This is a genomic window from Citrobacter sp. Cf125, from assembly GCF_030333935.1.
Lineage (GTDB): Bacteria > Pseudomonadota > Gammaproteobacteria > Enterobacterales > Enterobacteriaceae > Citrobacter > Citrobacter freundii.
The window spans coordinates 592,184-612,128 of record NZ_JAOWEY010000022.1; the positions used below are offsets into that span (position 1 = coordinate 592,184).

General features: G+C 49.7%; 24 protein-coding genes and 3 tRNA genes. 8 read left to right on the forward strand and 19 right to left on the reverse strand.

All coding sequences use genetic code 11. The annotated features are described in order from the left end of the window. Nucleotides 1-7 precede the first annotated feature (7 nt). The 3 genes from araG to OGV89_RS07095 all read right to left on the reverse strand — a co-directional run bounded on the left by araG (nucleotide 8) and on the right by OGV89_RS07095 (nucleotide 3,499). Nucleotides 8-1,522, reverse strand: coding sequence for an arabinose ABC transporter ATP-binding protein AraG (araG, locus tag OGV89_RS07085; RefSeq protein WP_032936845.1), 1,515 nt, complete (start codon nucleotides 1,520-1,522; stop codon nucleotides 8-10). 114 nt (nucleotides 1,523-1,636) lie between these two features. Further along, nucleotides 1,637-2,626: an arabinose ABC transporter substrate-binding protein gene (locus OGV89_RS07090; RefSeq protein ID WP_003833897.1), complete on the reverse strand. Its 990-nt coding sequence runs from the start codon at nucleotides 2,624-2,626 to the stop codon at nucleotides 1,637-1,639. A gap of 315 nt (nucleotides 2,627-2,941) precedes the next feature. Next, the gene (locus OGV89_RS07095) at nucleotides 2,942-3,499 is read right to left on the reverse strand and encodes a DJ-1/PfpI family protein (RefSeq protein WP_003034599.1); all 558 of its coding nucleotides are present in this window, start codon (nucleotides 3,497-3,499) and stop codon (nucleotides 2,942-2,944) included. A gap of 552 nt (nucleotides 3,500-4,051) precedes the next feature. Here OGV89_RS07095 and OGV89_RS07100 point away from each other — a divergent pair. After that, the gene (locus tag OGV89_RS07100) at nucleotides 4,052-4,555 is read left to right on the forward strand and encodes a non-heme ferritin-like protein (protein ID WP_003839130.1); all 504 of its coding nucleotides are present in this window, start codon (nucleotides 4,052-4,054) and stop codon (nucleotides 4,553-4,555) included. Between the two features lie 139 nt (nucleotides 4,556-4,694). Here the strand turns inward: OGV89_RS07100 and OGV89_RS07105 are convergent, their stop codons facing one another. After that, nucleotides 4,695-4,946 carry a DUF2766 family protein gene (locus tag OGV89_RS07105; RefSeq protein WP_003034595.1) on the reverse strand — a complete coding sequence of 84 codons (252 nt, stop codon included), beginning with the start codon at nucleotides 4,944-4,946 and terminating at the stop codon, nucleotides 4,695-4,697. 130 nt (nucleotides 4,947-5,076) lie between these two features. On the opposite strand from OGV89_RS07105, the gene OGV89_RS07110 reads away from it, so the two are divergent. After that, the gene (locus OGV89_RS07110; RefSeq protein WP_032936844.1) at nucleotides 5,077-6,498 is read left to right on the forward strand and encodes an MFS transporter; all 1,422 of its coding nucleotides are present in this window, start codon (nucleotides 5,077-5,079) and stop codon (nucleotides 6,496-6,498) included. A 33-nt stretch (nucleotides 6,499-6,531) separates the two neighbouring features. Here the strand turns inward: OGV89_RS07110 and OGV89_RS07115 are convergent, their stop codons facing one another. Next, nucleotides 6,532-7,170, reverse strand: a complete 639-nt coding sequence (locus tag OGV89_RS07115; protein WP_003034591.1) for an RpiB/LacA/LacB family sugar-phosphate isomerase — start codon at nucleotides 7,168-7,170, stop codon at nucleotides 6,532-6,534. Between the two features lie 267 nt (nucleotides 7,171-7,437). Between OGV89_RS07115 and yecR the strand changes: the two genes are divergently transcribed. Both yecR and ftnA read left to right on the forward strand, forming a co-directional pair. Further along, nucleotides 7,438-7,773, forward strand: coding sequence for a YecR family lipoprotein (gene yecR / locus OGV89_RS07120; protein WP_003034590.1), 336 nt, complete (start codon nucleotides 7,438-7,440; stop codon nucleotides 7,771-7,773). Nucleotides 7,774-7,967: 194 nt separating this feature from the next. Next, the gene (gene ftnA / locus OGV89_RS07125; RefSeq protein WP_003034588.1) at nucleotides 7,968-8,465 is read left to right on the forward strand and encodes a non-heme ferritin; all 498 of its coding nucleotides are present in this window, start codon (nucleotides 7,968-7,970) and stop codon (nucleotides 8,463-8,465) included. A 45-nt stretch (nucleotides 8,466-8,510) separates the two neighbouring features. Here the strand turns inward: ftnA and OGV89_RS07130 are convergent, their stop codons facing one another. Then, nucleotides 8,511-8,750, reverse strand: coding sequence for a YecH family metal-binding protein (locus OGV89_RS07130; RefSeq protein WP_003034586.1), 240 nt, complete (start codon nucleotides 8,748-8,750; stop codon nucleotides 8,511-8,513). A 226-nt stretch (nucleotides 8,751-8,976) separates the two neighbouring features. Here OGV89_RS07130 and tyrP point away from each other — a divergent pair, with 226 nt between their 5' ends. Further along, nucleotides 8,977-10,188 carry a tyrosine transporter TyrP gene (gene tyrP, locus OGV89_RS07135; RefSeq protein ID WP_003844186.1) on the forward strand — a complete coding sequence of 404 codons (1,212 nt, stop codon included), beginning with the start codon at nucleotides 8,977-8,979 and terminating at the stop codon, nucleotides 10,186-10,188. A gap of 26 nt (nucleotides 10,189-10,214) precedes the next feature. Here the strand turns inward: tyrP and OGV89_RS07140 are convergent, their stop codons facing one another. The 6 genes from OGV89_RS07140 to OGV89_RS07165 all read right to left on the reverse strand — a co-directional run bounded on the left by OGV89_RS07140 (nucleotide 10,215) and on the right by OGV89_RS07165 (nucleotide 14,226). Next, complete coding sequence (locus OGV89_RS07140; protein ID WP_003034581.1) at nucleotides 10,215-10,880, reverse strand: YecA/YgfB family protein; 666 nt, start codon at nucleotides 10,878-10,880, stop codon at nucleotides 10,215-10,217. Nucleotides 10,881-11,089: 209 nt separating this feature from the next. After that, nucleotides 11,090-11,371, reverse strand: a complete 282-nt coding sequence (locus tag OGV89_RS07145) for a heavy-metal-associated domain-containing protein (RefSeq protein WP_003844188.1) — start codon at nucleotides 11,369-11,371, stop codon at nucleotides 11,090-11,092. Continuing rightward, the gene (locus tag OGV89_RS07150) at nucleotides 11,368-11,724 is read right to left on the reverse strand and encodes a mercuric transporter MerT family protein (protein WP_003844189.1); all 357 of its coding nucleotides are present in this window, start codon (nucleotides 11,722-11,724) and stop codon (nucleotides 11,368-11,370) included. The genes OGV89_RS07145 and OGV89_RS07150 overlap by 4 nt, the downstream gene beginning before the upstream one ends. Next, entirely contained in the window at nucleotides 11,702-12,844 is a 1,143-nt protein-coding gene (locus tag OGV89_RS07155; RefSeq protein WP_003844191.1) for a transglutaminase-like domain-containing protein, read from the reverse strand. Before OGV89_RS07155 ends, OGV89_RS07150 begins: the two co-directional genes overlap by 23 nt. 208 nt (nucleotides 12,845-13,052) lie before the next feature. Further along, entirely contained in the window at nucleotides 13,053-13,523 is a 471-nt protein-coding gene (locus OGV89_RS07160) for an SRPBCC family protein (RefSeq protein WP_003844192.1), read from the reverse strand. A gap of 13 nt (nucleotides 13,524-13,536) precedes the next feature. Next, the gene (locus tag OGV89_RS07165) at nucleotides 13,537-14,226 is read right to left on the reverse strand and encodes a LolA family protein (protein ID WP_048998017.1); all 690 of its coding nucleotides are present in this window, start codon (nucleotides 14,224-14,226) and stop codon (nucleotides 13,537-13,539) included. A 203-nt stretch (nucleotides 14,227-14,429) separates the two neighbouring features. Between OGV89_RS07165 and OGV89_RS07170 the strand changes: the two genes are divergently transcribed. Then, nucleotides 14,430-14,774, forward strand: a complete 345-nt coding sequence (locus tag OGV89_RS07170; protein ID WP_071593156.1) for a hypothetical protein — start codon at nucleotides 14,430-14,432, stop codon at nucleotides 14,772-14,774. A gap of 109 nt (nucleotides 14,775-14,883) precedes the next feature. Here the strand turns inward: OGV89_RS07170 and OGV89_RS07175 are convergent. From OGV89_RS07175 to uvrY, 6 genes are all read right to left on the reverse strand, one after another. Next, nucleotides 14,884-14,970 (reverse strand) — tRNA-Leu (locus OGV89_RS07175). Nucleotides 14,971-14,982: 12 nt separating this feature from the next. Then, nucleotides 14,983-15,056, reverse strand: a tRNA-Cys gene (locus OGV89_RS07180). Between the two features lie 51 nt (nucleotides 15,057-15,107). Then, nucleotides 15,108-15,183, reverse strand: a tRNA-Gly gene (locus OGV89_RS07185). Nucleotides 15,184-15,334: 151 nt separating this feature from the next. Then, on the reverse strand, nucleotides 15,335-15,883 hold the full coding sequence (gene pgsA, locus OGV89_RS07190) for a CDP-diacylglycerol--glycerol-3-phosphate 3-phosphatidyltransferase (RefSeq protein ID WP_003030490.1): 549 nt from the start codon (nucleotides 15,881-15,883) through the stop codon (nucleotides 15,335-15,337). Between the two features lie 55 nt (nucleotides 15,884-15,938). Continuing rightward, nucleotides 15,939-17,771: an excinuclease ABC subunit UvrC gene (uvrC, locus tag OGV89_RS07195; RefSeq protein ID WP_003030488.1), complete on the reverse strand. Its 1,833-nt coding sequence runs from the start codon at nucleotides 17,769-17,771 to the stop codon at nucleotides 15,939-15,941. Further along, nucleotides 17,768-18,424, reverse strand: coding sequence for a UvrY/SirA/GacA family response regulator transcription factor (gene uvrY / locus OGV89_RS07200; RefSeq protein ID WP_003030486.1), 657 nt, complete (start codon nucleotides 18,422-18,424; stop codon nucleotides 17,768-17,770). The genes uvrC and uvrY overlap by 4 nt, the downstream gene beginning before the upstream one ends. Nucleotides 18,425-18,720: 296 nt before the next feature. Here uvrY and OGV89_RS22995 point away from each other — a divergent pair, with 296 nt between their 5' ends. Both OGV89_RS22995 and OGV89_RS07205 read left to right on the forward strand, forming a co-directional pair. Continuing rightward, on the forward strand, nucleotides 18,721-18,864 hold the full coding sequence (locus tag OGV89_RS22995) for a hypothetical protein (RefSeq protein ID WP_418219448.1): 144 nt from the start codon (nucleotides 18,721-18,723) through the stop codon (nucleotides 18,862-18,864). Nucleotides 18,865-18,883: 19 nt separating this feature from the next. Continuing rightward, nucleotides 18,884-19,108, forward strand: coding sequence for a DUF2594 family protein (locus OGV89_RS07205; RefSeq protein ID WP_003030482.1), 225 nt, complete (start codon nucleotides 18,884-18,886; stop codon nucleotides 19,106-19,108). A 66-nt stretch (nucleotides 19,109-19,174) separates the two neighbouring features. Here the strand turns inward: OGV89_RS07205 and sdiA are convergent, their stop codons facing one another. Then, nucleotides 19,175-19,897 (reverse strand): quorum-sensing transcriptional regulator SdiA, encoded by a 723-nt coding sequence (sdiA, locus tag OGV89_RS07210; protein WP_003030480.1) that lies wholly within the window; start codon nucleotides 19,895-19,897, stop codon nucleotides 19,175-19,177. Nucleotides 19,898-19,945 lie beyond the last annotated feature (48 nt).

Below are 19,945 nucleotides of genomic sequence, written 5' to 3' on the forward strand. Positions count from 1 at the left end.
TCCTTATTCAGGCTACAGCCTGGCTGACTTTAGGCATAGCAAGGCTCAACGCCTGGCGCTCATCCGCCTGTTCATGAAGTAACTCACCGGCAATTTCGCCTTCTCTCATCACCACAATACGGTCGGCGACACCGAGCACTTCTGGCAGGTCACTGGAAGCAAACAATACGGCCACACCGCGCGCTGCGAGGGCATAAATCACGTTGTAAATTTCATGCTTGGCGCCTACATCAATGCCGCGTGTAGGCTCATCCAACAAAATCACCTTCATCTCTTCCGATAACCAACGACCGAGGATAGCCTTCTGTTGATTACCGCCGGAGAGATTCATGATCAGTTGCTCTGCACCCGGTGTTTTGATGTTGAGTGAACGAATATGGTGATCGGCATTGGTCTCTTCCCAGCCGTTGTTGATCACGCATCCCCCCAGAACATGCTTACGTCGTGCACTAATGTTGATGTTGTTGCGCACTGAATGGACCGGAATGATCCCTTCGGCTTTGCGATCCTCCGGGCACAGCATCATCCCTGCTTCAATGGCATGGCTTGGTTTACGGATATCGATAGGCTGTTCATCAATAAATACCTGGCCCGCCGTGATACGCGTACCACCGAACAGTCCTTTCATTAATTCGCTACGTCCGGCCCCCACCAGGCCAAACAGCCCGACAATTTCACCGCTTCGCACGGATAAACTGATTGGCGTACGCACGCCCGGGGCTTTTACTTCATGCAACCGCAGACGCTCTGTGCCATACGGTCTGGATTTCCAGCCATAGATATCCCCGAGGTCGCGCCCGACCATCGCCTGCACCAGCGCGTCGTGATCGACCTGCTGCATATCCGTGAACGTTTTGACGTAATGACCATCTTTAAACACAGTGATGGCATCGCTGAGGGCAAAAATCTCCTCCATACGGTGCGAAACGTACAGAATGATGCGTCCTTCGTTGCGCAGCTCACGGATGACACGAAACAGATTCTCAATCTCGCGAGCCGACAGGGAGCTGGTCGGTTCATCAAACGCAATAATTTTGGCGTTTCGCGCCAGCGCTTTTGCAATCTCCACCATCTGCCACTGACCAATGGAGAGGTATTTCAATGGGGTATCGGGATCGATATCCATTCCCAGATGCTTCAGCTGGATTCCTGCTTCATAGTTCAGCAGCGAGCGGTTCACAATCCCGCCTTTGTGCGGTAACTGCCCTAAATAAATATTCTCGGCAACGGTCATTTCCGGGACGAGATGCAGTTCCTGATAAATAATGGCGACGCCGGCGCTGAGCGCGGCAGTGGTATCCGCGAAGGAAACTTCTTGTCCGCGGATCGTCAATGATCCCGTCGTTGGCGCATAGTTACCGCTGAGAATTTTTAAGAGTGTTGATTTCCCGGCGCCATTTTCGCCCATCAGCGCATGCACCTGTCCGGCATAGCAGTCGAAACTGATATCCGTCAGCGCCTTAACGCCGGGGAACGTTTTGCCAATGCCGCGAAATGAGAGATACGGGGTAGACTGTTGCATAACGTCTCCGTGAGTCAGATCTTTATGCCGGAGGGGGCTTTGCCTCATCCGGCCTTCTGAGGACGCAATTCGTAAGCCGGATAAGACGCGTTGACGTCACATCCGGCATTTGTGTTACTTACCGCCTAAGCCTTTCTTCGCCAGCTCTTCTTTGAAGTTATCGCGGGTAATCAGCACCACATCCGTCACTTCAGTGAATGCCGGTGGCTCTGCACCTTTCGTTACCCAGTTGTAGAGCATTTCACTGGACTTGTAGCCGTGAACGTCCGGGCTTGGCAGCAGTGAACCGTAGAACCCGGTCGCTTCGCCTTTAGACAGTTCGCTTACTGCGTCAACGCCGTTGATACCAATACCAATTACGTTTGGTGCCTTGAAGCCCTGCCCTTCGGTCGCACGTACGCCGCCCAGCACAGTGTTGTCGTTCATGCCGACAATCAGCCAGTTTTTGACTTCAGGATGCTGAACCAGCATGGAGTTAGCGGCGTCGAATGCGCCGGGGATGTCATTCGATTTTGTTGGGACCTGGTAGATCTGTTTTTCCGGGAAGCCTGCGGCTTTAAGCGCTTCCATTGAACCAGAAGTACGACGACGTGCGGTATCCAGTTCGTTGGCGGTAATGGCCATTACGGCGGTGGATTTCACATCCCAACCGCGTTTTTGCATCTCCTTGTACAGCTCCTGGCCCTGGCGCTCACCAATTTTGGTTGCCGCCATCATCACCAGCGGTACGGTATCCATCGGCTTACCTTTGGCATTGGCAAACTGGTCATCGACGGCAATGACTTTCATATCGTAGCCACGCGCCTTAGCCATAATAGCTGGCCCCAGTTTTGGGTCTGGCGTACAAATAACAAACCCTTTTGCTCCACTTGCAGCCAGGCTGTCGATGGCGTTAAGGGTTTTCTCACCATCCGGGACGGCAATTTTAATCACCTCAAAACCAAGGTCTTTACCGGCTTTATCGGCAAATTTCCATTCAGTCTGGAACCACGGTTCTTCCGGCTGTTTGACCAGGAAACCGAGCTTCATGGATTCAGCGATAGCGGATTGTGACATAATGGCCGCCAGACCGATGGCAGCCAGCGCTTTAGTGAATTTGTGCATGGTTAACTCCAGCTTTAACGTTCTTTTATGTAGGGTAAAATCAGACGATTTTTTGTAATTCGGACGTAAAACAAGGCATTACCTTTTATTGATAAGATCAATGCCAGTGCTGAGAGTATTTGTAGCGGGAAATTGATTCTCCATAAGAGAGCGGCATCACACCACAGAATTACAGTAATTGCGTACATAAATTCAGCGGGAAATGACATAAAAAAACGCGGTTTTGTCGACGGGAAAAAAGAGGAATAGCAGATTAGTCCATAACATCAGCCAACGAATCCTTGTTCCCGAATACCGGAGTATTCGGGAAAATGATTACCATCGGTAATAAATGTGATCAGCGTGATCGCGAACCGGAATATCATCTCCCAATAGACGCGCCGCAAGCGTCAATGCAAAATCGAAAATATGCCCTAACCCTTTACCGCTAATCAGGTTGCCATCTTCCACAATCGGCGCATCGATATATTCCCCATCCGTTACGTTTTGCCACAGATCCCCCGAACACACGTAGCGACGCCCCTTCAGCAGGCCGTTGCCACCCAGCACGCGCGCAGCCGCGGAACACACCGGGCAAATGAGTTTTCCTGCCTCGTCATGGCGAGCGATAAACTGGATGACAGCCTTACTGGCGGCAAGATTAACGCTGCCCTGCGGCCCGCCCGGTAACACAACGGCATCGTAAAGATCCGTCTGACGCGCAGCCAGCGTGCTGTCCGTCACCATCGGCACGTCATGATAGCTCACCACCGCACGGGACTCGGCGCAGGCCAGTGTTTCAACTTCGATCTGCAGGCGGCGCAGAATATCAATGGTAACAATGGCTTCCGCCTCTTCAAAACCAGGTGCCAGTAGCACGGCAACCTTTTTCATACACACTCCTCGATTTTTCCAAATACACCAAACAATAAATGCCGAATCATTCAGGCGCTTAACTTTATTAATTTCCACAAAACTGATCTGGCGCAAATAATTAGCCGCAGATTTCGTTCACCGACACGTCGCGATGATGAAATTTCTTCATCCCAATGCCGGATAATCATCCGGTGACAGACAATACCTGATTGTGAAATTCCATTTCGTGATATGAAACATCATTTCAATATCAACACTTGACTTTAATACCATAAATATCAATCTGTTATATTCACACCACTTATATACACAAGCAGAAAAATAACTAATATTGCTATGACAATATGTAAAAAATCATAAATACGCAGATTTAAGGATTTTCTTAAGTCGGAACAGGAGTTATGCTGAATCTCGATCGGGAGCGAATATAATTCGTGATCACTAAAGGACCGGCGGAACGGATTTATTCTGCTAACAGTTTTAATTGTACGTAGAGGTGATGTGTAGCGGCAGCCCGTTGCACTGACGTAAGTAACGTACATCCCCCTTTCTGGAAATAAGGATATTGATATGGCTGCAGTTGGAATTGTTCATAAACTCAACACACAAATGAACCTCGAGTTCTACGCATCGAATCTTTACCTGCATCTCAGTGAATGGTGTTACGAACACAGCCTGACTGGCACCGCAACCTTTCTACGCACTCAGGCACAATGTAACGTGACTCAAATGATGCGTATGTTCAATTTTATGAAAAGTGCCGGAGCTAACCCCATCGTCAAGGCAATTGATGTTCCGGGTGATGAACTAACTTCTCTTGAAGAACTGTTTCAGAAAACGCTGGATGAATACCAACAGCGTTACAGCAAGCTATCACGCTTGACCAATGAAGCAGAAGCCTTGAATGATGCAACAACCATTGATTTTCTTCACGATCTGGAAAAAGAGCAGCAGCAGGATGGCGTGCTGTTACAGACGATTCTTGATGAAGTCCGCAGCGCTAAACGTGCGGGACTGTGCATGGCGCAAACCGATAAGCATCTGCTGAACGTCGTGAACTATCAACATCACTAATCTTCAATTTTCATCATGTTAATGCCGGATAACGATGCGACGCACCTTATCCGGCTGGTGCTTAATTTTCTCTACGCTCACGCCTCTCATTCTGCGAGGCGCAAAAAAACCTTTCTAAAACCTGAAACAACGGTTTATTTTAGTGAGATTCATTCTGCGGCGTGAATTTCAACTCGATCAAGGCAACTGCTTTTTGTATTGCGCGCATAGTAACCGGATCGGCGCCCGCAGGATGGCTGGAGAAATCGATGCTTTTCAGTTGGCTGGACATTTTCTCCCGCACTTCTACTGGGGCAATAACATCAAGTACATCCAGAATCTGCTTGATAACCAGCTGACAGGCAACAACGTCCGAGAGCAGTTCCTGATCGGCATTCAGTGTTTGGGACATAGTGAGCTCCTTATAGAAAGGTCGTCATAGTACCTATTCAACGAACGAAACGATAGCCGCGCATGCATTACGAATGCGCTGGAAAATAAAAATAGATCCAGTCAGTTTCTTTTGAGATGGCAAGCACAACATGAGTGAACATTTAGCGGTTGAGAACAAACGCGGTCTATCCCCGGCTGCATTACTTGTTGCCGGGGCTTTCTTTATGGAGTTTATTGACGGCACAGTGATTGCCACCGCACTACCCGACATGGCGAAGAGTTTTGCCGTGCAAGCTGTAGACCTGAACATAGGTATCAGCGCCTATCTGATCACCCTCGCGGTGCTGATTCCCGCCAGCGGCTGGATTGCGGATCGCTTCGGCGCCCGAAAGGTGTTTACCCTGGCGCTGGCGATATTTACTCTCGCCTCGGTTTTATGCGGTTTGTCCGAAAGCCTTGAGAGCTTTGTCGCCATGCGAATCTTACAGGGTGTAGGTGGCGCGCTAATGGTTCCGGTTGGCCGACTTGCGGTATTGCGTACCACGCCTAAACATCAGTTGATCACCGCTATTGCGACCCTGACCTGGCCCGCGTTAGTCGCCCCCATCATTGGCCCCCCCCTTGGCGGATTCATTACCAGCTATGCCAACTGGCGTTGGATCTTCTTCATCAATGTACCGCTCGGGATACTGGCGATTGCGCTGGCGCTACGTTTTATCCCGGATATTCATGACGACGAGCGCCGCCCATTTGATATAACGGGATTTATCGCAACCTCTGTTGCGATGGTAAGCCTGGTGTATGCCATGGAGTTACTGGGAACCCAACAGCCTCAGGGCTGGCTGACCGCCGGACTTTTGGCGCTAGGAACAGTGACATTTCTGTTTGCCCTGCATCATTTTCGTCGCGCCGCATGGCCAATGATTCGCCTTGATGCCATGAACGTCCCTACTTTTCGCGTCACCATGTATGGCGGATCGCTGTTTCGTGCCTCTATCAGCGCCGTGCCGTTTCTGCTGCCGTTAATGTTTCAGGTAGGTTTTGGCATGAACGCTTTTCACGCGGGTTCGCTGGTGCTGGCGGTATTTGTGGGCAATCTGACGATTAAACCGGCCACCACACCGTTGATACGTTGGCTGGGCTTTAAGAAACTGCTGTTGATTAACGGTGCGCTTAACGTTCTGGCGCTGCTGGCCTGTGCTTTAATTACGCCGCAGACCCCCGTGTGGGTTATTTTGCTGGTGTTGTATCTGGGCGGTGTGTTCCGCTCAATTCAGTTTACCGGCGTCAGCACGCTTGCCTTCGCGGACGTCCCCGCGGCACAAATGAGCTACGCTAATACGCTGTTCAGTACAGCGACACAATTAGCGGTAGGATTGGGCATTTCTTTAGCCGCTATTGGGATCCGCATTGGCGATGTGGTCAGTGAAAGGCTGGCATTGGGCAATATTCCAGGGATCAGTTTCCGGCTGGCCTTTGTCGCTATTGCCATTATTTGTCTGGTAGGTATGGTGGATTCGCTGCGGCTCACCCGTGATGCAGGAAGTGCAGTATCGAACAAGAACAGGTAGCCCGGAGGGTGAACGCTGCCGGGCCAACAGGATTTAGCCAATTACCTCGCGTACAAACGCTTCGATTGCTTTGTCCTGGCAGTTTTCAAAGAAGCACTGCTGGAAGCGCGGGCCTGATACAGCGGTTTTCACCAGTTCAGGATCGATAGCGCGCAGCGTGTCCAGATAATTTTCTTTTACCACAGCCGCTTTCACCTGATTCAGAATACCGGCGTTACGTACCTGCGGCTCTTTACGCTCCGGTGGGTAGCCTTCCCCGTTACGCCCGGTGAACGCTTTTTCAAACATATAGCGCACATTCAGCTCAGCACCCCAGCCAAAACCTTTGGCGAATGCCAGAGAAAGCGCGTTGCCGTTGTTGATCTGAGAGAACAAGAACGCATCTGCAGGATCGAGGCAATAACCACACACCACACCCGGATGGATATTCAGTGACATCATTGCCCCCTGGCCCGTGCCGCAACCGGTGACCACGAAATCAACCGCTTTGGAATTAAGCAGGATGCTGGCCATAATTCCTAAATGGATGTAGGTCAGATGATGATCATTTTCATCGCTCATCCCAACGTTATAGACCGGAAAACCTTTCTCATCCGCAACGGCTTTAAGCTCGTTATGGATGATGGCGTTTTTGCTTGCCTGGCTGTTTTCCATCATCAATGCAATTTTCATTCTGTACTCTCCTGAATACGCTGCGGTAGCCCGCTGAAAGTCATAACATTCAGCCACATTACTATTTTGCAATCACACTTTCAAATTTAATGAAATTTAGTTTTAAAAAACAAAGTTGCGCTCACATTCTTGTCTGAACAGTTCAGAATTGCCTCAAACGAATGACCTCGTTGTGATTAATCACAGGTGATCTTCGGGCTATTCAAGCCATTGATGAGGGCCTCTGTATGCCATGATAGTGTATCTTCGAACTTTCAGAGCGATCTCATGAAGACCTTTATCCTAGCGCTTTTGCCGCTCGTGCTGACAGGATGCACAATTACAAAACAGGCACAGGTCAGCGAAGCCAGCGCCATCACTGGTGTGGTTCGCCTGACTTATAATCAGGCCATGTTACAAACAGCACGTACCGATGACTACGTTACCCAAGGGACAGCCACCAAAGAGTGTCAGCGCCTGGGCTATGCCAGCGCTGAAGCGTTTGGTCAGCCGGTGTCAACCTGCAGCGTATATGCAGGCTCTCTGTGCTTAAATACCAAAATTACACTCGCCTGGCAGTGTCATGGTGTCGCGGTATCGCAATCCCCCTCATTCAATTATTAATATTTCCGACCAGCACATTTTTGCTGGTCTTTTACCACTTTATTATTTATATCCCCCGCTTAATATCGTTAATGCGTTTTATTCCCATTCGCATTTTTAATAAATAAATTTATTATTTTACCTTTTGCAAATAATTAAATAACAAATTATAGTGACGCCACGTCAACAATTAATAATGTTTGTGGAGCAGAACCATGCTGAAAACAGAAATGATCGACCAACTGAATGAGCAAATGAATCTTGAATTATATTCATCTCTGCTCTACCAACAGATGAGCGCGTGGTGCAGCTATCACAGCTTCGAAGGTGCCGCCGCGTTTTTGCGCCGTCACGCCCAGGAAGAGATGACGCACATGCAGCGTCTGTTCGATTACCTGACCGATACCGGCAGCTTGCCGCGTATTAATACCGTTTCTTCACCTTTTGCTGAATATGCGTCTCTGGATGAACTGTTCCGTGTCACTTACGAACACGAGCAGTTGATCACCCAGAAAATTAATGAGCTGGCACACGCGGCAATGACCCACCAGGATTATCCAACCTTTAATTTCCTGCAGTGGTATGTTGCCGAGCAACATGAAGAAGAGAAATTATTTAAATCTGTTATTGATAAGCTGTCGCTGGCAGGGAAAAGCGGCGAAGGTCTTTATTTCATCGATAAAGAACTGGCTACGCTTGATACGCAGAATTAATAATTTGGGGTAATGAAGGCAACCCGCCATCATTACCCATTAAAATCAGTGACGGCAGATCTTGCTTTCGTGCGTAGAGAAGCCGTCTTCTTTTGCAATAAACTTTCCCTTCGCCGCTAAAAACGCCACCAGCTCGCCTGCCGTCATATCTGCCGCAGAACAAGTGTGGAAACGCGCCTGCTCGCCGAAACGTGCCGTAATCGCCGCTTCAAGGCTGGCATTTGAATACTGCTCGCCAGATTCAATCATCATGTTGAGCACTTCGTGACCGTGAATAGATTCCATACTACCTCCTCAATAAAGACCGTAGCCTAATGTGAACCGCACAGCGCTGCTTTGCGCTAACGCAGGTTTATCCGCAGATAAATGTCATTTGTTATACATCTTAATGGTCAAAAACATCGTAAACATTAATGTACAACCATTGTAACGGCGATTTGACGAACATAGCGTTTTGCCTTAACCTGCGCCGCAGATATAACCGTTGATTATCTCTGGGACAGAGGAAAGCGTGAAAAACAGAACCCTGGGTAGTATTTTTATCGTGGCGGGAACCACGATTGGTGCCGGTATGTTGGCAATGCCGTTGGCTGCGGCAGGCGTGGGGTTTAGCGTCACGTTGGTATTGTTAGTCAGTCTTTGGGCGTTGATGTGCTACACTGCGCTGTTGCTGCTTGAAGTATATCAACATGTCCCGGCAGACACCGGGCTGGGTACGCTGGCAAAACGGTATCTTGGTCGTTACGGACAATGGGTAACGGGCTTTAGCATGATGTTTTTAATGTATGCCCTGACGGCGGCGTACATCAGTGGTGCAGGTGAACTGCTGGCCTCCAGCATCAGCGACTGGACCGGAACAAATATATCCCCGACAACAGGCGTAATGCTGTTCACCTTTGTTGCCGGTGGCGTGGTTTGTGTTGGGACCTCACTGGTTGATCTGTTCAACCGTCTGCTATTCAGTGCCAAGATAATCTTCCTGGTGGCGATGCTGGCTCTGTTAATGCCGCATATCCATAAAGTGAACCTGCTTACGCTGCCGCTGCAACAGGGGCTGGCGCTCTCCGCAATCCCGGTCATCTTCACCTCGTTCGGTTTTCACGGCAGTGTTCCCAGTATCGTCAGCTATATGAACGGTAACATCCGTAAACTGCGTTGGGTGTTTATTACGGGTAGCGCTATTCCACTGGTCGCCTATATCTTCTGGCAACTGGCGACGCTTGGCAGCATTAACTCGACAACGTTCATGGGGCTTTTAGCCAACCACGCAGGCTTAAACGGCTTATTGCAGGCATTGCGTGAAGTCGTGGCTTCGCCGCACGTCGAACTGGCGGTACATCTGTTTGCCGACCTCGCGCTGGCAACCTCTTTCCTCGGCGTTGCATTGGGATTATTTGACTTCCTGGCCGACCTCTTCCAGCGCCGCAATACCGTAGCGGGAAGAATGCAAACCGGCGTGGTGACCTTCCTGCCGCCGCTGGCATTCGCGCTGTTCTATCCGCGTGGTTTTGTCATGGCATTAGGGTATGCGGGCGTTGCCCTGGCGGTGCTGGCGCTGCTCATTCCCTCGATGCTGGCATGGCAAAGCAGAAAACATAATCCGCAGGCCAACTACCGCGTAGCCGGCGGTGCTCCGGCGCTGGCGCTGGTATTCTTGTGCGGCATTGTGGTGATCGCAGTACAGTTTTCTATTGCAGCAGGATTACTACCAGAAGTGGGTTAAAACAAAGGGGCTTTCGCCCCTTTCTGTTAATGCAAACAGCACTGCTTATATTTCTTGCCGCTGCCACAGGGGCAAGGGTCATTGCGCCCTACTTTGGCATCCACTTTCACCGGTACTTTGACCGGCGTTTCCTGAGGATGCGCCATCCAGTAAGCATGCAGGTCCAGCGCAGCCAGGCGGATGGCATCGACGCTCTCTTCAAACGCTTCAGGTGTCAATTTCTCAACCACCGCAAAGTTCTCTTCCGTACCGTGCAGCGCAATAGCCTCAAGTGCTGGTTTTAACGTGTCCGGTAACGCGGACCAGTCTGACAGTGCAACGCCGCGCATATAACCAAAGCACCACTCTTCAACGATGGTCAGTTCATGCTCGTCAATTTCACGCAAACCAAACAACGGCTCAAACTGCTCAGGATATTCATCCAGACGATCGGCCGTATCCGCCATATGTTGAAACGCCAGGTTCATGAAACGCGTCATTTCTTTTTCGGAGGACCAGCGAGGGACATACTGCGCGCCCCCCCAAATAGCGACCAGCCACTGCTCTGGTTCAATTTCATACGGTGAACTCAGCACCGCCGTCAGCAAACCATCCAGTTCTGACACATCCAGAATAGCCTTGTCTGTATTGTACTTAGTCAGTACATCATCCAGCCATTCCAGTTCGCTCTCGTTTAATGGTCCCGTTTTCATAACGCTTTTCCTTAGTCAAAAAATCTTGCCTGTGATCATCCTACATGGCTGGAGGGATAACAGATACAAATGGGCATATGCGGCATACAGTTGCCGCCTGTTCAGGTTAACAGGAAACGAGGGGAATTCCGGAAGTTAACGCACAAAAGAGAACACTAAGCCGCCGGGCATCATACCGGGAAAATACAATAAAACCACCCGCAGGTGATTTACTGTTGTTCAATACGGTTGAGCGTTGCGGTATAGCCCGTTTTCGCTACCGCGTTAAGTAAAGTATCGGTTGGGAAACCTTCTGGCACTATCGCTTCTGCTTGTCGGGTTTTTAGGGAGGACTTTGCTTTAATCACGCCGTCAGTTTCACGTAGCGCCTGATTGACCGAAATAACGCATAGCGAGCAGGTCATATTTTGTATATCCAGCACCACTTTTTGATTGGCCGCCTGAGCCCACAGCGGTAATAGCAAGCATGCAAATAACGTGAAGATCTTCATTCAAATACCTCATAAAACCAGGCAACAAGCGTTGGGTAAAATAGCACCGGCAAAATCAACGCCAGCGCGCACCAGTAGAGAACGCGCGCTTGCTTCAGAGTTAGCCAGCCGGAGCACCACAGCCGCCTGGAGAAATAGAGCCGCCAGAAAACGCGCAGTAATAAGCCCAATGACACCAGCATCAAGGGAATTCGCAAAAACTCAAACTGGGTGAAAACAGCAAAGCTCGCCGCCGAAATACCAAACAGCAGGTAGAGCAGCGGTCCAACGCAGCATAAGCCCGCGGTGACGGCAGCTATCGCGGCCGTCAACAGGGTGAGTCCCGCCCCTTTAGCGTTGTTCTGTGGCGACATAACTGTAGGAGAACGCTTTAGGATCATAGAAATTGATCGGGTCGCCATCAACTTCAGCATAAGGATAGCCAAAGTTGTTCATGGCTCCCTGCTCCGTTGCCGGATACAGCTCGAAATCACGCCCGTAGTTGAATCCAACCCAGTTCATTTCCCAGTTACCAAACAGGTAAGTGTTTACCGCCTGGACATCGGCGTCCTGATGCGATTTTTTCTCTGCCAGACGCATTTTGGTCACATCAGCAGGATCGCAAGGTAGCCAACCGTAACCGGCCAGATAGAACTCGGCACGACAATGTTGCCCACCGCTCACATCAGCAACGCCTGCGCTGTCTGCTTTGCCAAAAGCACTTTTCGAGTAACGTTCGAGCTTATTGGCTTTGCCCAGACGGATACCAAACAGTTCGCGCGCCGGAATGCCGCTGGCCCGCGCCAGAGCCACAAAAACGGAGCTCATGTCGGTGCATTTTCCTTTGAGCTTACCGCTTTTTAAGATCTCCGCTACATCCCCCGTGCCGCAGCCGATAACGTCGTTATCGCGCTCCATATGGCTACTCACCCACTCGTAAATCAGGCGTGCTTTTTTCAGCGGATCCTGCTCATTACCGGTGATTTTACGTGCGGTTTCCAGAACCAGCCCATCAACTGGGGTATGTGCTGTCGGCAAAAGGTACGGTTTTACATCCAGCGGGTAAATAATCTGCTCCGGCGCTTGCCAGGTTTTCAACGCGTCCTGCTTCAGCGGTTCCCAGTCGGCGGTTTCAATGTCGATATCAACGTTAATCAACAGTTCGCCCTGCGAGTCAGGCCAGGTGGCAAACAGCGTTTTCGCGCCATAAGTATTATTAGTGGTGACATACGCTTGCTTATAGTTTCCGCTAAAGGCAAGCGCCGTCATTTGTTGAAACGCGGTATCTACAGGAAGCGGGATCCACAGTTTTACTACACCGCTCGAGCCCTTAGGAGGGTTAAGTTTATAGGTCTGGGATAACACAAAGCGCCGACGCGCGACTGGTGCAACGGATGGCTCAGCGGCGTGAACCGTCTGACTAATAACCGCAGGACCGACTAAACCGGCGGCCGAAAGGAGAACGCTATTTTTGAGAAATTGTCGACGTTGCATTGCTGTCTGTCCATGTTGTAAGAGTTGAACTACGGCTAAGCAGGTAAAAACCGTATACGATCATCACAGCAGACAGACGCTGACATAAAAAGGTGAGCCGATGGAGGTTATTCATCAATAACAGACCTGTTAACTGTGAATGAAATAAGAAACTGCGCGACAGATAGTAAGCCATAGGCAGGCAAAAAGTACAGCCGTGAGGGCGAGTTCAGAAAATATAGACATTCGTTGCCAGCTTACGGGCTAACCCTCTGGCCCCTTCGCGCATGACCGTATCGTGATTCCAGCGAAAAACGGGTGCCGCCAGCGGGGCCAGGTAATTCATCCAACGAATTGTGGTGCGAACATTCCAGTCATATCTGACGATGGTCTCAGCGCCACTGGCAGAAAAATACCACACACCTCGCCCTTCTACCGCCCCACTGGCTTGTCCCTCAAGCAGCGAGCAAGGCAGAATATTTAACACGTTGATGTCAAAGGTTAAGCGATAGGGAAGCGCTCCTTTCCAGGTATAACGATGCAGCGCCCCAATGCCCTGTACATCACCTTTTTTAATTTCAACAATGCGTTCCAGACTTTCCCACCATTCAGGCCACTGATCGGGATGAGAAAAAACATCCCATACCTCCTGAATAGAAGCCTCAACCCGCCAGACGGTGGAAAACTGATAGTCAGCCATAATACAGCCTCCTTCAGGGTGAGAAGAAATTGGCAGGAAAACGGATATTAATGACAAAAGCATCCAGAAGCACAGTTTCTAATCGCTGCCCATCTGGCGCATAGCTGATCACTTTGGCAGGGAGTCCGTGATAATTATCCAGCCAGACGTCATAGCGGTGAACACCATCAACCACCATTGTTCCAGGCCCAACCACAGATACGTGCGTCGTCGCCCGTCCTGCAAGGTTTTCCTTACCAACAGTGGTCATTGTCCCTTCGCGTTGCAGATGACGAATATTGCCCAACAACACGCCGATATCAGAGCGATCCACCCGATGACCACGCTCATCCTGGATCAATGAATTAGTAGGCGACAGGCGCAAAATAGGCAAAGAACCCACACCAAATGGCCATAACGTCACTTTACCGCCGACAGGATTAAAGATAAGCACCGCTCCTGAATGCGGTTGGGTAAAATCCATCCGCACATACCCAGGCTTTTGAAAGCTATAGCGAATAATTTTGCTTTCATCGGATGGCGACGAAGAGCGCATCATGACCTGATAAGAGGTCAGGTTATTAAATGACTGTTGAGAAAATGCGATGGGATCCATAGCCCTGGCATTCTGCGAAAAAATATTACCTTTTTCCACCGAATATGCTGCACAACTAAAGGTGAGCAATGCTGCGAACATGACTATCGGAGAAGATGAAATGTTCATAGCTGCCCCCTGAACCAGCGCGATTGGCAAACAGGAGTTATCACCTGCCGACTGTTTTTATTATAGTTCTTAACTGCGCGGCACACTCTTCCGGCCCCTCAGACTCAGTATGGGCAGCAGGTTTAAATTATTGGTTTTCTTTTCAGTTGAGATGACAACATAAAGCTATACTTTAATAGCTATACTTTTAATAGGTATTAATCATGAAACTGCCATCGGTATTTTCATGCGCCGTTCTCATATTACTGCTGCTGTCGTCATCTTCTGCCACATCCAGCACGTTACAAAACCAGGCCGTCAGAGAGCAAGAGTTAAGCGCGGCACTTCGAGCCGGTAATGGCGTGATCATCATTGGCGGGACGGATGATTTCGTTTTCACGTTCAGGGCACGAAACCGAATCCACAGACACCTGGCGATACAGGATGGCTTTGGCGATCCCATCCTGATGAATGGTTTCCAGGACCACAACTATAATCCCGCCCGCGATGGTTTTATCAACAACCCTGCCCGAGGGGGCTTTTTGTTTAACGCGCCGATTCGGCGATAGATTGATGTGCAATAGTGAGTTCTATGCTTGTAAAAAACAGGCACAAAAAAACCACCCGTAGGTGGTTTCACGACACTGCTTATTGCTTTGATTATTCTGTTCTTTCCCATGGTACCCGGAGTGGGACTTGAACCCACACAGCGCGAACGCCGAGGGATTTTAAATCCCTTGTGTCTACCGATTCCACCATCCGGGCTCGGGAAGAAATTGGAGGCGCGTTCCGGAGTCGAACCGGACTAGACGGATTTGCAATCCGCTACATAACCGCTTTGCTAACGCGCCGAAATCTTCTGGCTTTTCAGCCGACATCCGCTATTGCCGATGTCTCTAATTTGGAGCGGGAAACGAGACTCGAACTCGCGACCCCGACCTTGGCAAGGTCGTGCTCTACCAACTGAGCTATTCCCGCATCACCAAGTAACTTTGTTAATCACTTGATTTTGTTATCGTCTGGCAATCAGTGCTGCCGTTCGATGCGTTGCATTCTACTTACCTGACGCAATGAGTCAACGATATTTTTCACCACTAACGATCGTTTGCTGAAATTTGCGTCGAAACGATCACTGATCAAGCAAATCTCCACGTGCAGCGCTCAAATACTGGAACATTGACCACAAAGTCAGTATCGCGGCGACGAAGAAAAGTGCGATCCCAGCATACTCAACCCAGATATTTGGACGCCACAGCAGCCAGGCCAGTGCAGCCATTTGCGAAGTGGTTTTCACTTTACCAATCCAGGATACGGCTACGCTGCTGCGTTTACCCAGTTCGGCCATCCATTCACGTAGTGCAGAGATGATAATTTCACGCGCAATCATTGTTGCGGCAGGAAGCGTCACCCACCAGCTGTGGTAATGCTCGGTCACCAGGACCATCGCGATAGCCACCAGCACCTTATCAGCGACCGGATCGAGGAAGGCGCCAAAACGCGTGCTTTGGTTCCAGCGGCGTGCCAGAAAACCGTCAAACCAGTCAGTGACCGCTGCGATACAGAAGATCAGCGCACAAACAAAGGGAGCCCAGGTGAATGGCAGGTAAAAAGCCAATACAAAGAATGGGATCAGGATGACGCGAAACAGCGTGAGCAACGTAGGGATATTAAATTGCATATGACGGATAACTATCTGTTGTCAGTGAAATTACCCCTATGTTGCTACAGAGGGCCTAATGTTTCAACGAGTAGAAGATCTTTTCTGCCAGAGCTTGCGAAATACCCGGCACTTTTGCAATTTCTTCGATACTTGCATTACGAAGACCTTGCAAACCTCCCATATATTTCAACAACATCTGGCGACGCTTTGGCCCGACACCTTCGATGGTCTCAAGCGTGCTGGTACTTTTCACTTTTGCCCGCTTTTTACGATGCCCGCTAATCGCATGATCGTGAGATTCATCGCGGATATGCTGGATAACGTGCAATGCAGGCGAATCCGGCGGCAGACTAAAGCCCTCACCTTCCGGCTCAAAGAACAGTGTTTCCAGACCAGCTTTACGATCTGCCCCTTTTGCCACCCCCAGCAAGAGTGGGTGCTGTTTGTCCCAGGGAACGTCCAGTTCAGCAAAAACGGCTTTCGCCTGCCCTAACTGACCTTTACCGCCATCGATCAATATGACGTCCGGAATCTTACTTTCTTCAATCGCCTTACCATAACGCCGACGTAAGACCTGATTCATCGCTGCATAATCATCACCCGGCGTAATGCCGGTAATATTGTAACGCCGATATTCTGCACGCAGCGGGCCATTGGCATCAAAAACCACGCAGGAGGCTACCGTCTGTTCCCCCATCGTATGGCTAATGTCGAAGCACTCCATACGCTTCACCGCAGGTAACTTCAATACGGAGGCCAGCGCCGTCAGACGTTGCGTAATCGTCGACTGCTGAGAAAGTTTCGTGGTGAGCGCCACTGCCGCGTTGGTCCGCGCCAGCTTCAGATAACGCGCGCGATCCCCTCGCGGTTTCGTCTGCACGTTAATCTTCCGTCCGGCCAGTTCAGACAGAGAGTCTGCCAGCAGGGTTTTATCGCTAAGATTGAAATCGAGCAGGATCTCCCCGGGTAAGGTACGCATCTGGCTCCCCTGCAGATAAAACTGCCCGACAAAGGTTTCGACGACCTCGCCCAGTTCCGTACCACCAGGTACTTTAGGGAAATAGCTGCGGCTGCCCAGCACTTTACCCTGGCGAATAAACAGAACGTGCACACAGGCCATGCCGGCGTCAAACGCCACGCCAATGACGTCCAGATCGTCTCCGGTGTTAGAGACAAACTGTTTTTCGGTCACGCGGCGTACGGCCTGGATTTGGTCACGAATTCGCGCAGCCTCTTCAAATTCGAGATTTTGGCTGGCCTTTTCCATGCGGGTAATCAGCTGTGTTAACACCTGATCGTCTTTTCCGGACAGGAACAGACGAACATACTCGACCTGCTGAGCATACTCTTCCTCGCTCACCAGACCCGCGACACACGGGCCGAGACAGCGGCCAATCTGATATTGCAGACAAGGTCGAGAACGGTTGCGATAAACGCTGTTTTCGCACTGGCGGATAGGGAATATTTTCTGCAACAGCGCCAGCGTTTCACGCACCGCATAACCGTTAGGGAACGGTCCAAAGTACTCGCCTTTGGCATGCTTTGCCCCACGATGCATCGCCAGACGCGGGTGGGTATCGCCGCTAAGGAATATAAAGGGGTAGGATTTATCATCACGCAGCAATACGTTATAACGCGGCTGATATAGCTTGATGTAGTTGTGCTCAAGCAATAACGCTTCGGTTTCAGTATGCGTTACCGTGACATCAATCTGCTGGATTTGCGCGACCAGCGCTTCGGTCTTGCGTGACGCAAGATTACTACGGAAGTAGCTGGAAAGCCTTTTTTTCAGGTCTTTCGCTTTCCCGACATAGATAACCGTTCCGGCGGTATCATACATACGATAGACGCCGGGCTGGCTGGTCACGGTTTTCAGGAACGCTTTGGCATCAAACTGATCTGTCACTGGCTTGCTAATGTCTCCGCATTACACAGGCCATGGCGAATTGCCAGGTGAGTCAGCTCTACATCGCCATGAATGTTTAATTTACTGAACATTCGATAGCGATAGCTGTTCACCGTTTTAGGACTAAGATTCAGTTGCTCTGAGATCTCATTAACCTTCTGACCTTTGGTGATCATCAGCATAATCTGCAACTCGCGTTCAGACAAACTGGCAAACGGGGTTTCCGTTTTCTCAGGCTCAATCTGGCTGAGCGCCATTTGCTGAGCGATATCGGAGGCAATATACCGTTGCCCGGAAAAAACCGAACGAATCGCACTCACTACTTCCTGGGGGGCAGCGCCTTTGCTGAGATACCCTGCGGCCCCTGCCTGCATAACTTTTGCAGGTAATGGGTTTTCGGTGTGTACCGTCAACATGATCACTTTAATGTCTGCCGTGGAACGCGCAATTTTGCGGGTTGCTTCCAGACCGCCAATACCGGGCATATTCATATCCATCAGCACAACGTCAACGGAATTTGAGCGGCACCATTTTACCGCATCTTCACCGCAGCACGCTTCGCCGACAACTTTTATGCCTTTTATATCTTCCAGAATGCGTCGTATCCCTGCGCGCACCAGTTCGTGGTCATCAACAAGAAAAACGTTGATCAAAGGAATATCTCCAGAATAGGGATAACGCTACCGATAGTTAATCGGTCCTATGTTAACGGGTTTTATCTCAACTTTGAAATGTAAAAAACGCCCGACTTTCGATTTTGCTCTCGTTTTTGGAAATTAGATTGTACGACGAGTGGAAACTTTCAGTACTGGTAACCTTTTGCCACGGTTATATCTGTGTAGCTGTTTCATAATGGTGACAAAAAGATCATATTCCTTCGCTGAATGCAAACCAGGCAGTCAAAGTTGTAACAATAATTAACGAGGAAAATACTCGAAATAAACAACATGTGGAGAAAATATATGCACTGCAACATGTTGTTTATTTTAATGTCCACAACATTGGTCCGCGCAAAAAACAACCACAGATATTTTTAGCCTCGCTTATGGTATACTCCGCCGCCTTAAGATTTGACATCGCACTTTTTCATTGAAACATAACGAGGAAAATAAATGAGTACGCCTGACTTTTCCACTGCTGAGAATAACCAGGAACTGGCCAATGAAGTCACCTGCCTGAAAGCCATGTTAACGCTGATGCTGCAGGCAATGGGTCAAGCCGATGCAGGCCGCGTGATTCTTAAAATGGAAAAACAGCTCGCGCTGATTGAAGATCAATCACAGGCTGCGGTATTTTCCAACACGGTTAAGCAAATTAAACAAGCTTACCGCCAGTAATAAGAAACCGGCTGATAGCAATGCTCTCAGCCGGTTTTGCGTCTGACACTCAGAACGATAATTTACTCAGATAAGCCCGGTTGCCGCGGCATAACAGGCTATCTGCGTTTTGTTTGGCGCATTGAATTTCTTTTGCATATTCTTCTGGTGGAAGTTCACGGTATTTTCAGAAATCGACAGAATGATGGCTATCTCTGAAGAGGTTTTCCCCTCAGCCGTCCATTTCAATATTTCCTTTTCCCGCTTGCTAAAACGCATCTCTGGCGCCATAACCATGTCATCTTCCAGTCGCGTCAGTACAGACAGACTTTCCCGTACCAGAAGCTGCATCCTGAGCTCCACTTCATCGCTCGCAAGGCGACTGTTACGGATACTTGCACGCGATACAGATAAAAAACCCAACGCCCGGTTAGGCAACATTAAGCATTGCGTCATCCCTTTGCGTAAACCGTGATTGCGCGCAGCGTCCCACAAAGGTTGCGCATCGCGAAACAGAGTATCGTTCCAGGGTAAATGCCCCTGACTGAAGTTTTCAGGTTTCAGCACCGGATCAATGGCGAAATAATTTTCGGACTGATAATGCGCCACCCATGCTTTGGGATAGGTCGTATGAAGTGACGTTTTAGGTCGGGTAAAAGGTACCGGATGACGAACACAGAGCGCGTAAAAATCAAACTCTAAGTGCTGCGTCTGTTGTTGTAATTCCGTATAGACATCCTCTGCCGTCGCCATTTCCTGAAAGCGTAACAGCATGCTCCGTCGCCAGGTGAAGAAATCAAGATCCTGCATACTAAGTGGTAATGCCCCTGAGATTGATAATCATCCAAACATATGAAA

Coding starts and splice junctions, on each gene's coding strand:
- OGV89_RS07145 (WP_003844188.1), bottom strand. CDS start 11,371: ATGAAGATCTTCACGTTATTTGCATGCTTGCTATTACCGCTGTGGGCT.
- OGV89_RS07150 (WP_003844189.1), bottom strand. CDS start 11,724: ATGTCGCCACAGAACAACGCTAAAGGGGCGGGACTCACCCTGTTGACG.
- OGV89_RS07170 (WP_071593156.1), top strand. CDS start 14,430: ATGAAACTGCCATCGGTATTTTCATGCGCCGTTCTCATATTACTGCTG.
- OGV89_RS07110 (WP_032936844.1), top strand. CDS start 5,077: ATGAGTGAACATTTAGCGGTTGAGAACAAACGCGGTCTATCCCCGGCT.
- OGV89_RS07115 (WP_003034591.1), bottom strand. CDS start 7,170: ATGAAAATTGCATTGATGATGGAAAACAGCCAGGCAAGCAAAAACGCC.
- OGV89_RS07130 (WP_003034586.1), bottom strand. CDS start 8,750: ATGGAATCTATTCACGGTCACGAAGTGCTCAACATGATGATTGAATCT.
- pgsA (WP_003030490.1), bottom strand. CDS start 15,883: ATGCAATTTAATATCCCTACGTTGCTCACGCTGTTTCGCGTCATCCTG.
- yecR (WP_003034590.1), top strand. CDS start 7,438: ATGAAGACCTTTATCCTAGCGCTTTTGCCGCTCGTGCTGACAGGATGC.
- ftnA (WP_003034588.1), top strand. CDS start 7,968: ATGCTGAAAACAGAAATGATCGACCAACTGAATGAGCAAATGAATCTT.
- OGV89_RS07155 (WP_003844191.1), bottom strand. CDS start 12,844: ATGCAACGTCGACAATTTCTCAAAAATAGCGTTCTCCTTTCGGCCGCC.
- sdiA (WP_003030480.1), bottom strand. CDS start 19,897: ATGCAGGATCTTGATTTCTTCACCTGGCGACGGAGCATGCTGTTACGC.
- OGV89_RS07095 (WP_003034599.1), bottom strand. CDS start 3,499: ATGAAAAAGGTTGCCGTGCTACTGGCACCTGGTTTTGAAGAGGCGGAA.
- OGV89_RS07160 (WP_003844192.1), bottom strand. CDS start 13,523: ATGGCTGACTATCAGTTTTCCACCGTCTGGCGGGTTGAGGCTTCTATT.
- OGV89_RS07140 (WP_003034581.1), bottom strand. CDS start 10,880: ATGAAAACGGGACCATTAAACGAGAGCGAACTGGAATGGCTGGATGAT.
- OGV89_RS07100 (WP_003839130.1), top strand. CDS start 4,052: ATGGCTGCAGTTGGAATTGTTCATAAACTCAACACACAAATGAACCTC.
- OGV89_RS07105 (WP_003034595.1), bottom strand. CDS start 4,946: ATGTCCCAAACACTGAATGCCGATCAGGAACTGCTCTCGGACGTTGTT.
- OGV89_RS07205 (WP_003030482.1), top strand. CDS start 18,884: ATGAGTACGCCTGACTTTTCCACTGCTGAGAATAACCAGGAACTGGCC.
- OGV89_RS07090 (WP_003833897.1), bottom strand. CDS start 2,626: ATGCACAAATTCACTAAAGCGCTGGCTGCCATCGGTCTGGCGGCCATT.
- OGV89_RS07165 (WP_048998017.1), bottom strand. CDS start 14,226: ATGAACATTTCATCTTCTCCGATAGTCATGTTCGCAGCATTGCTCACC.
- araG (WP_032936845.1), bottom strand. CDS start 1,522: ATGCAACAGTCTACCCCGTATCTCTCATTTCGCGGCATTGGCAAAACG.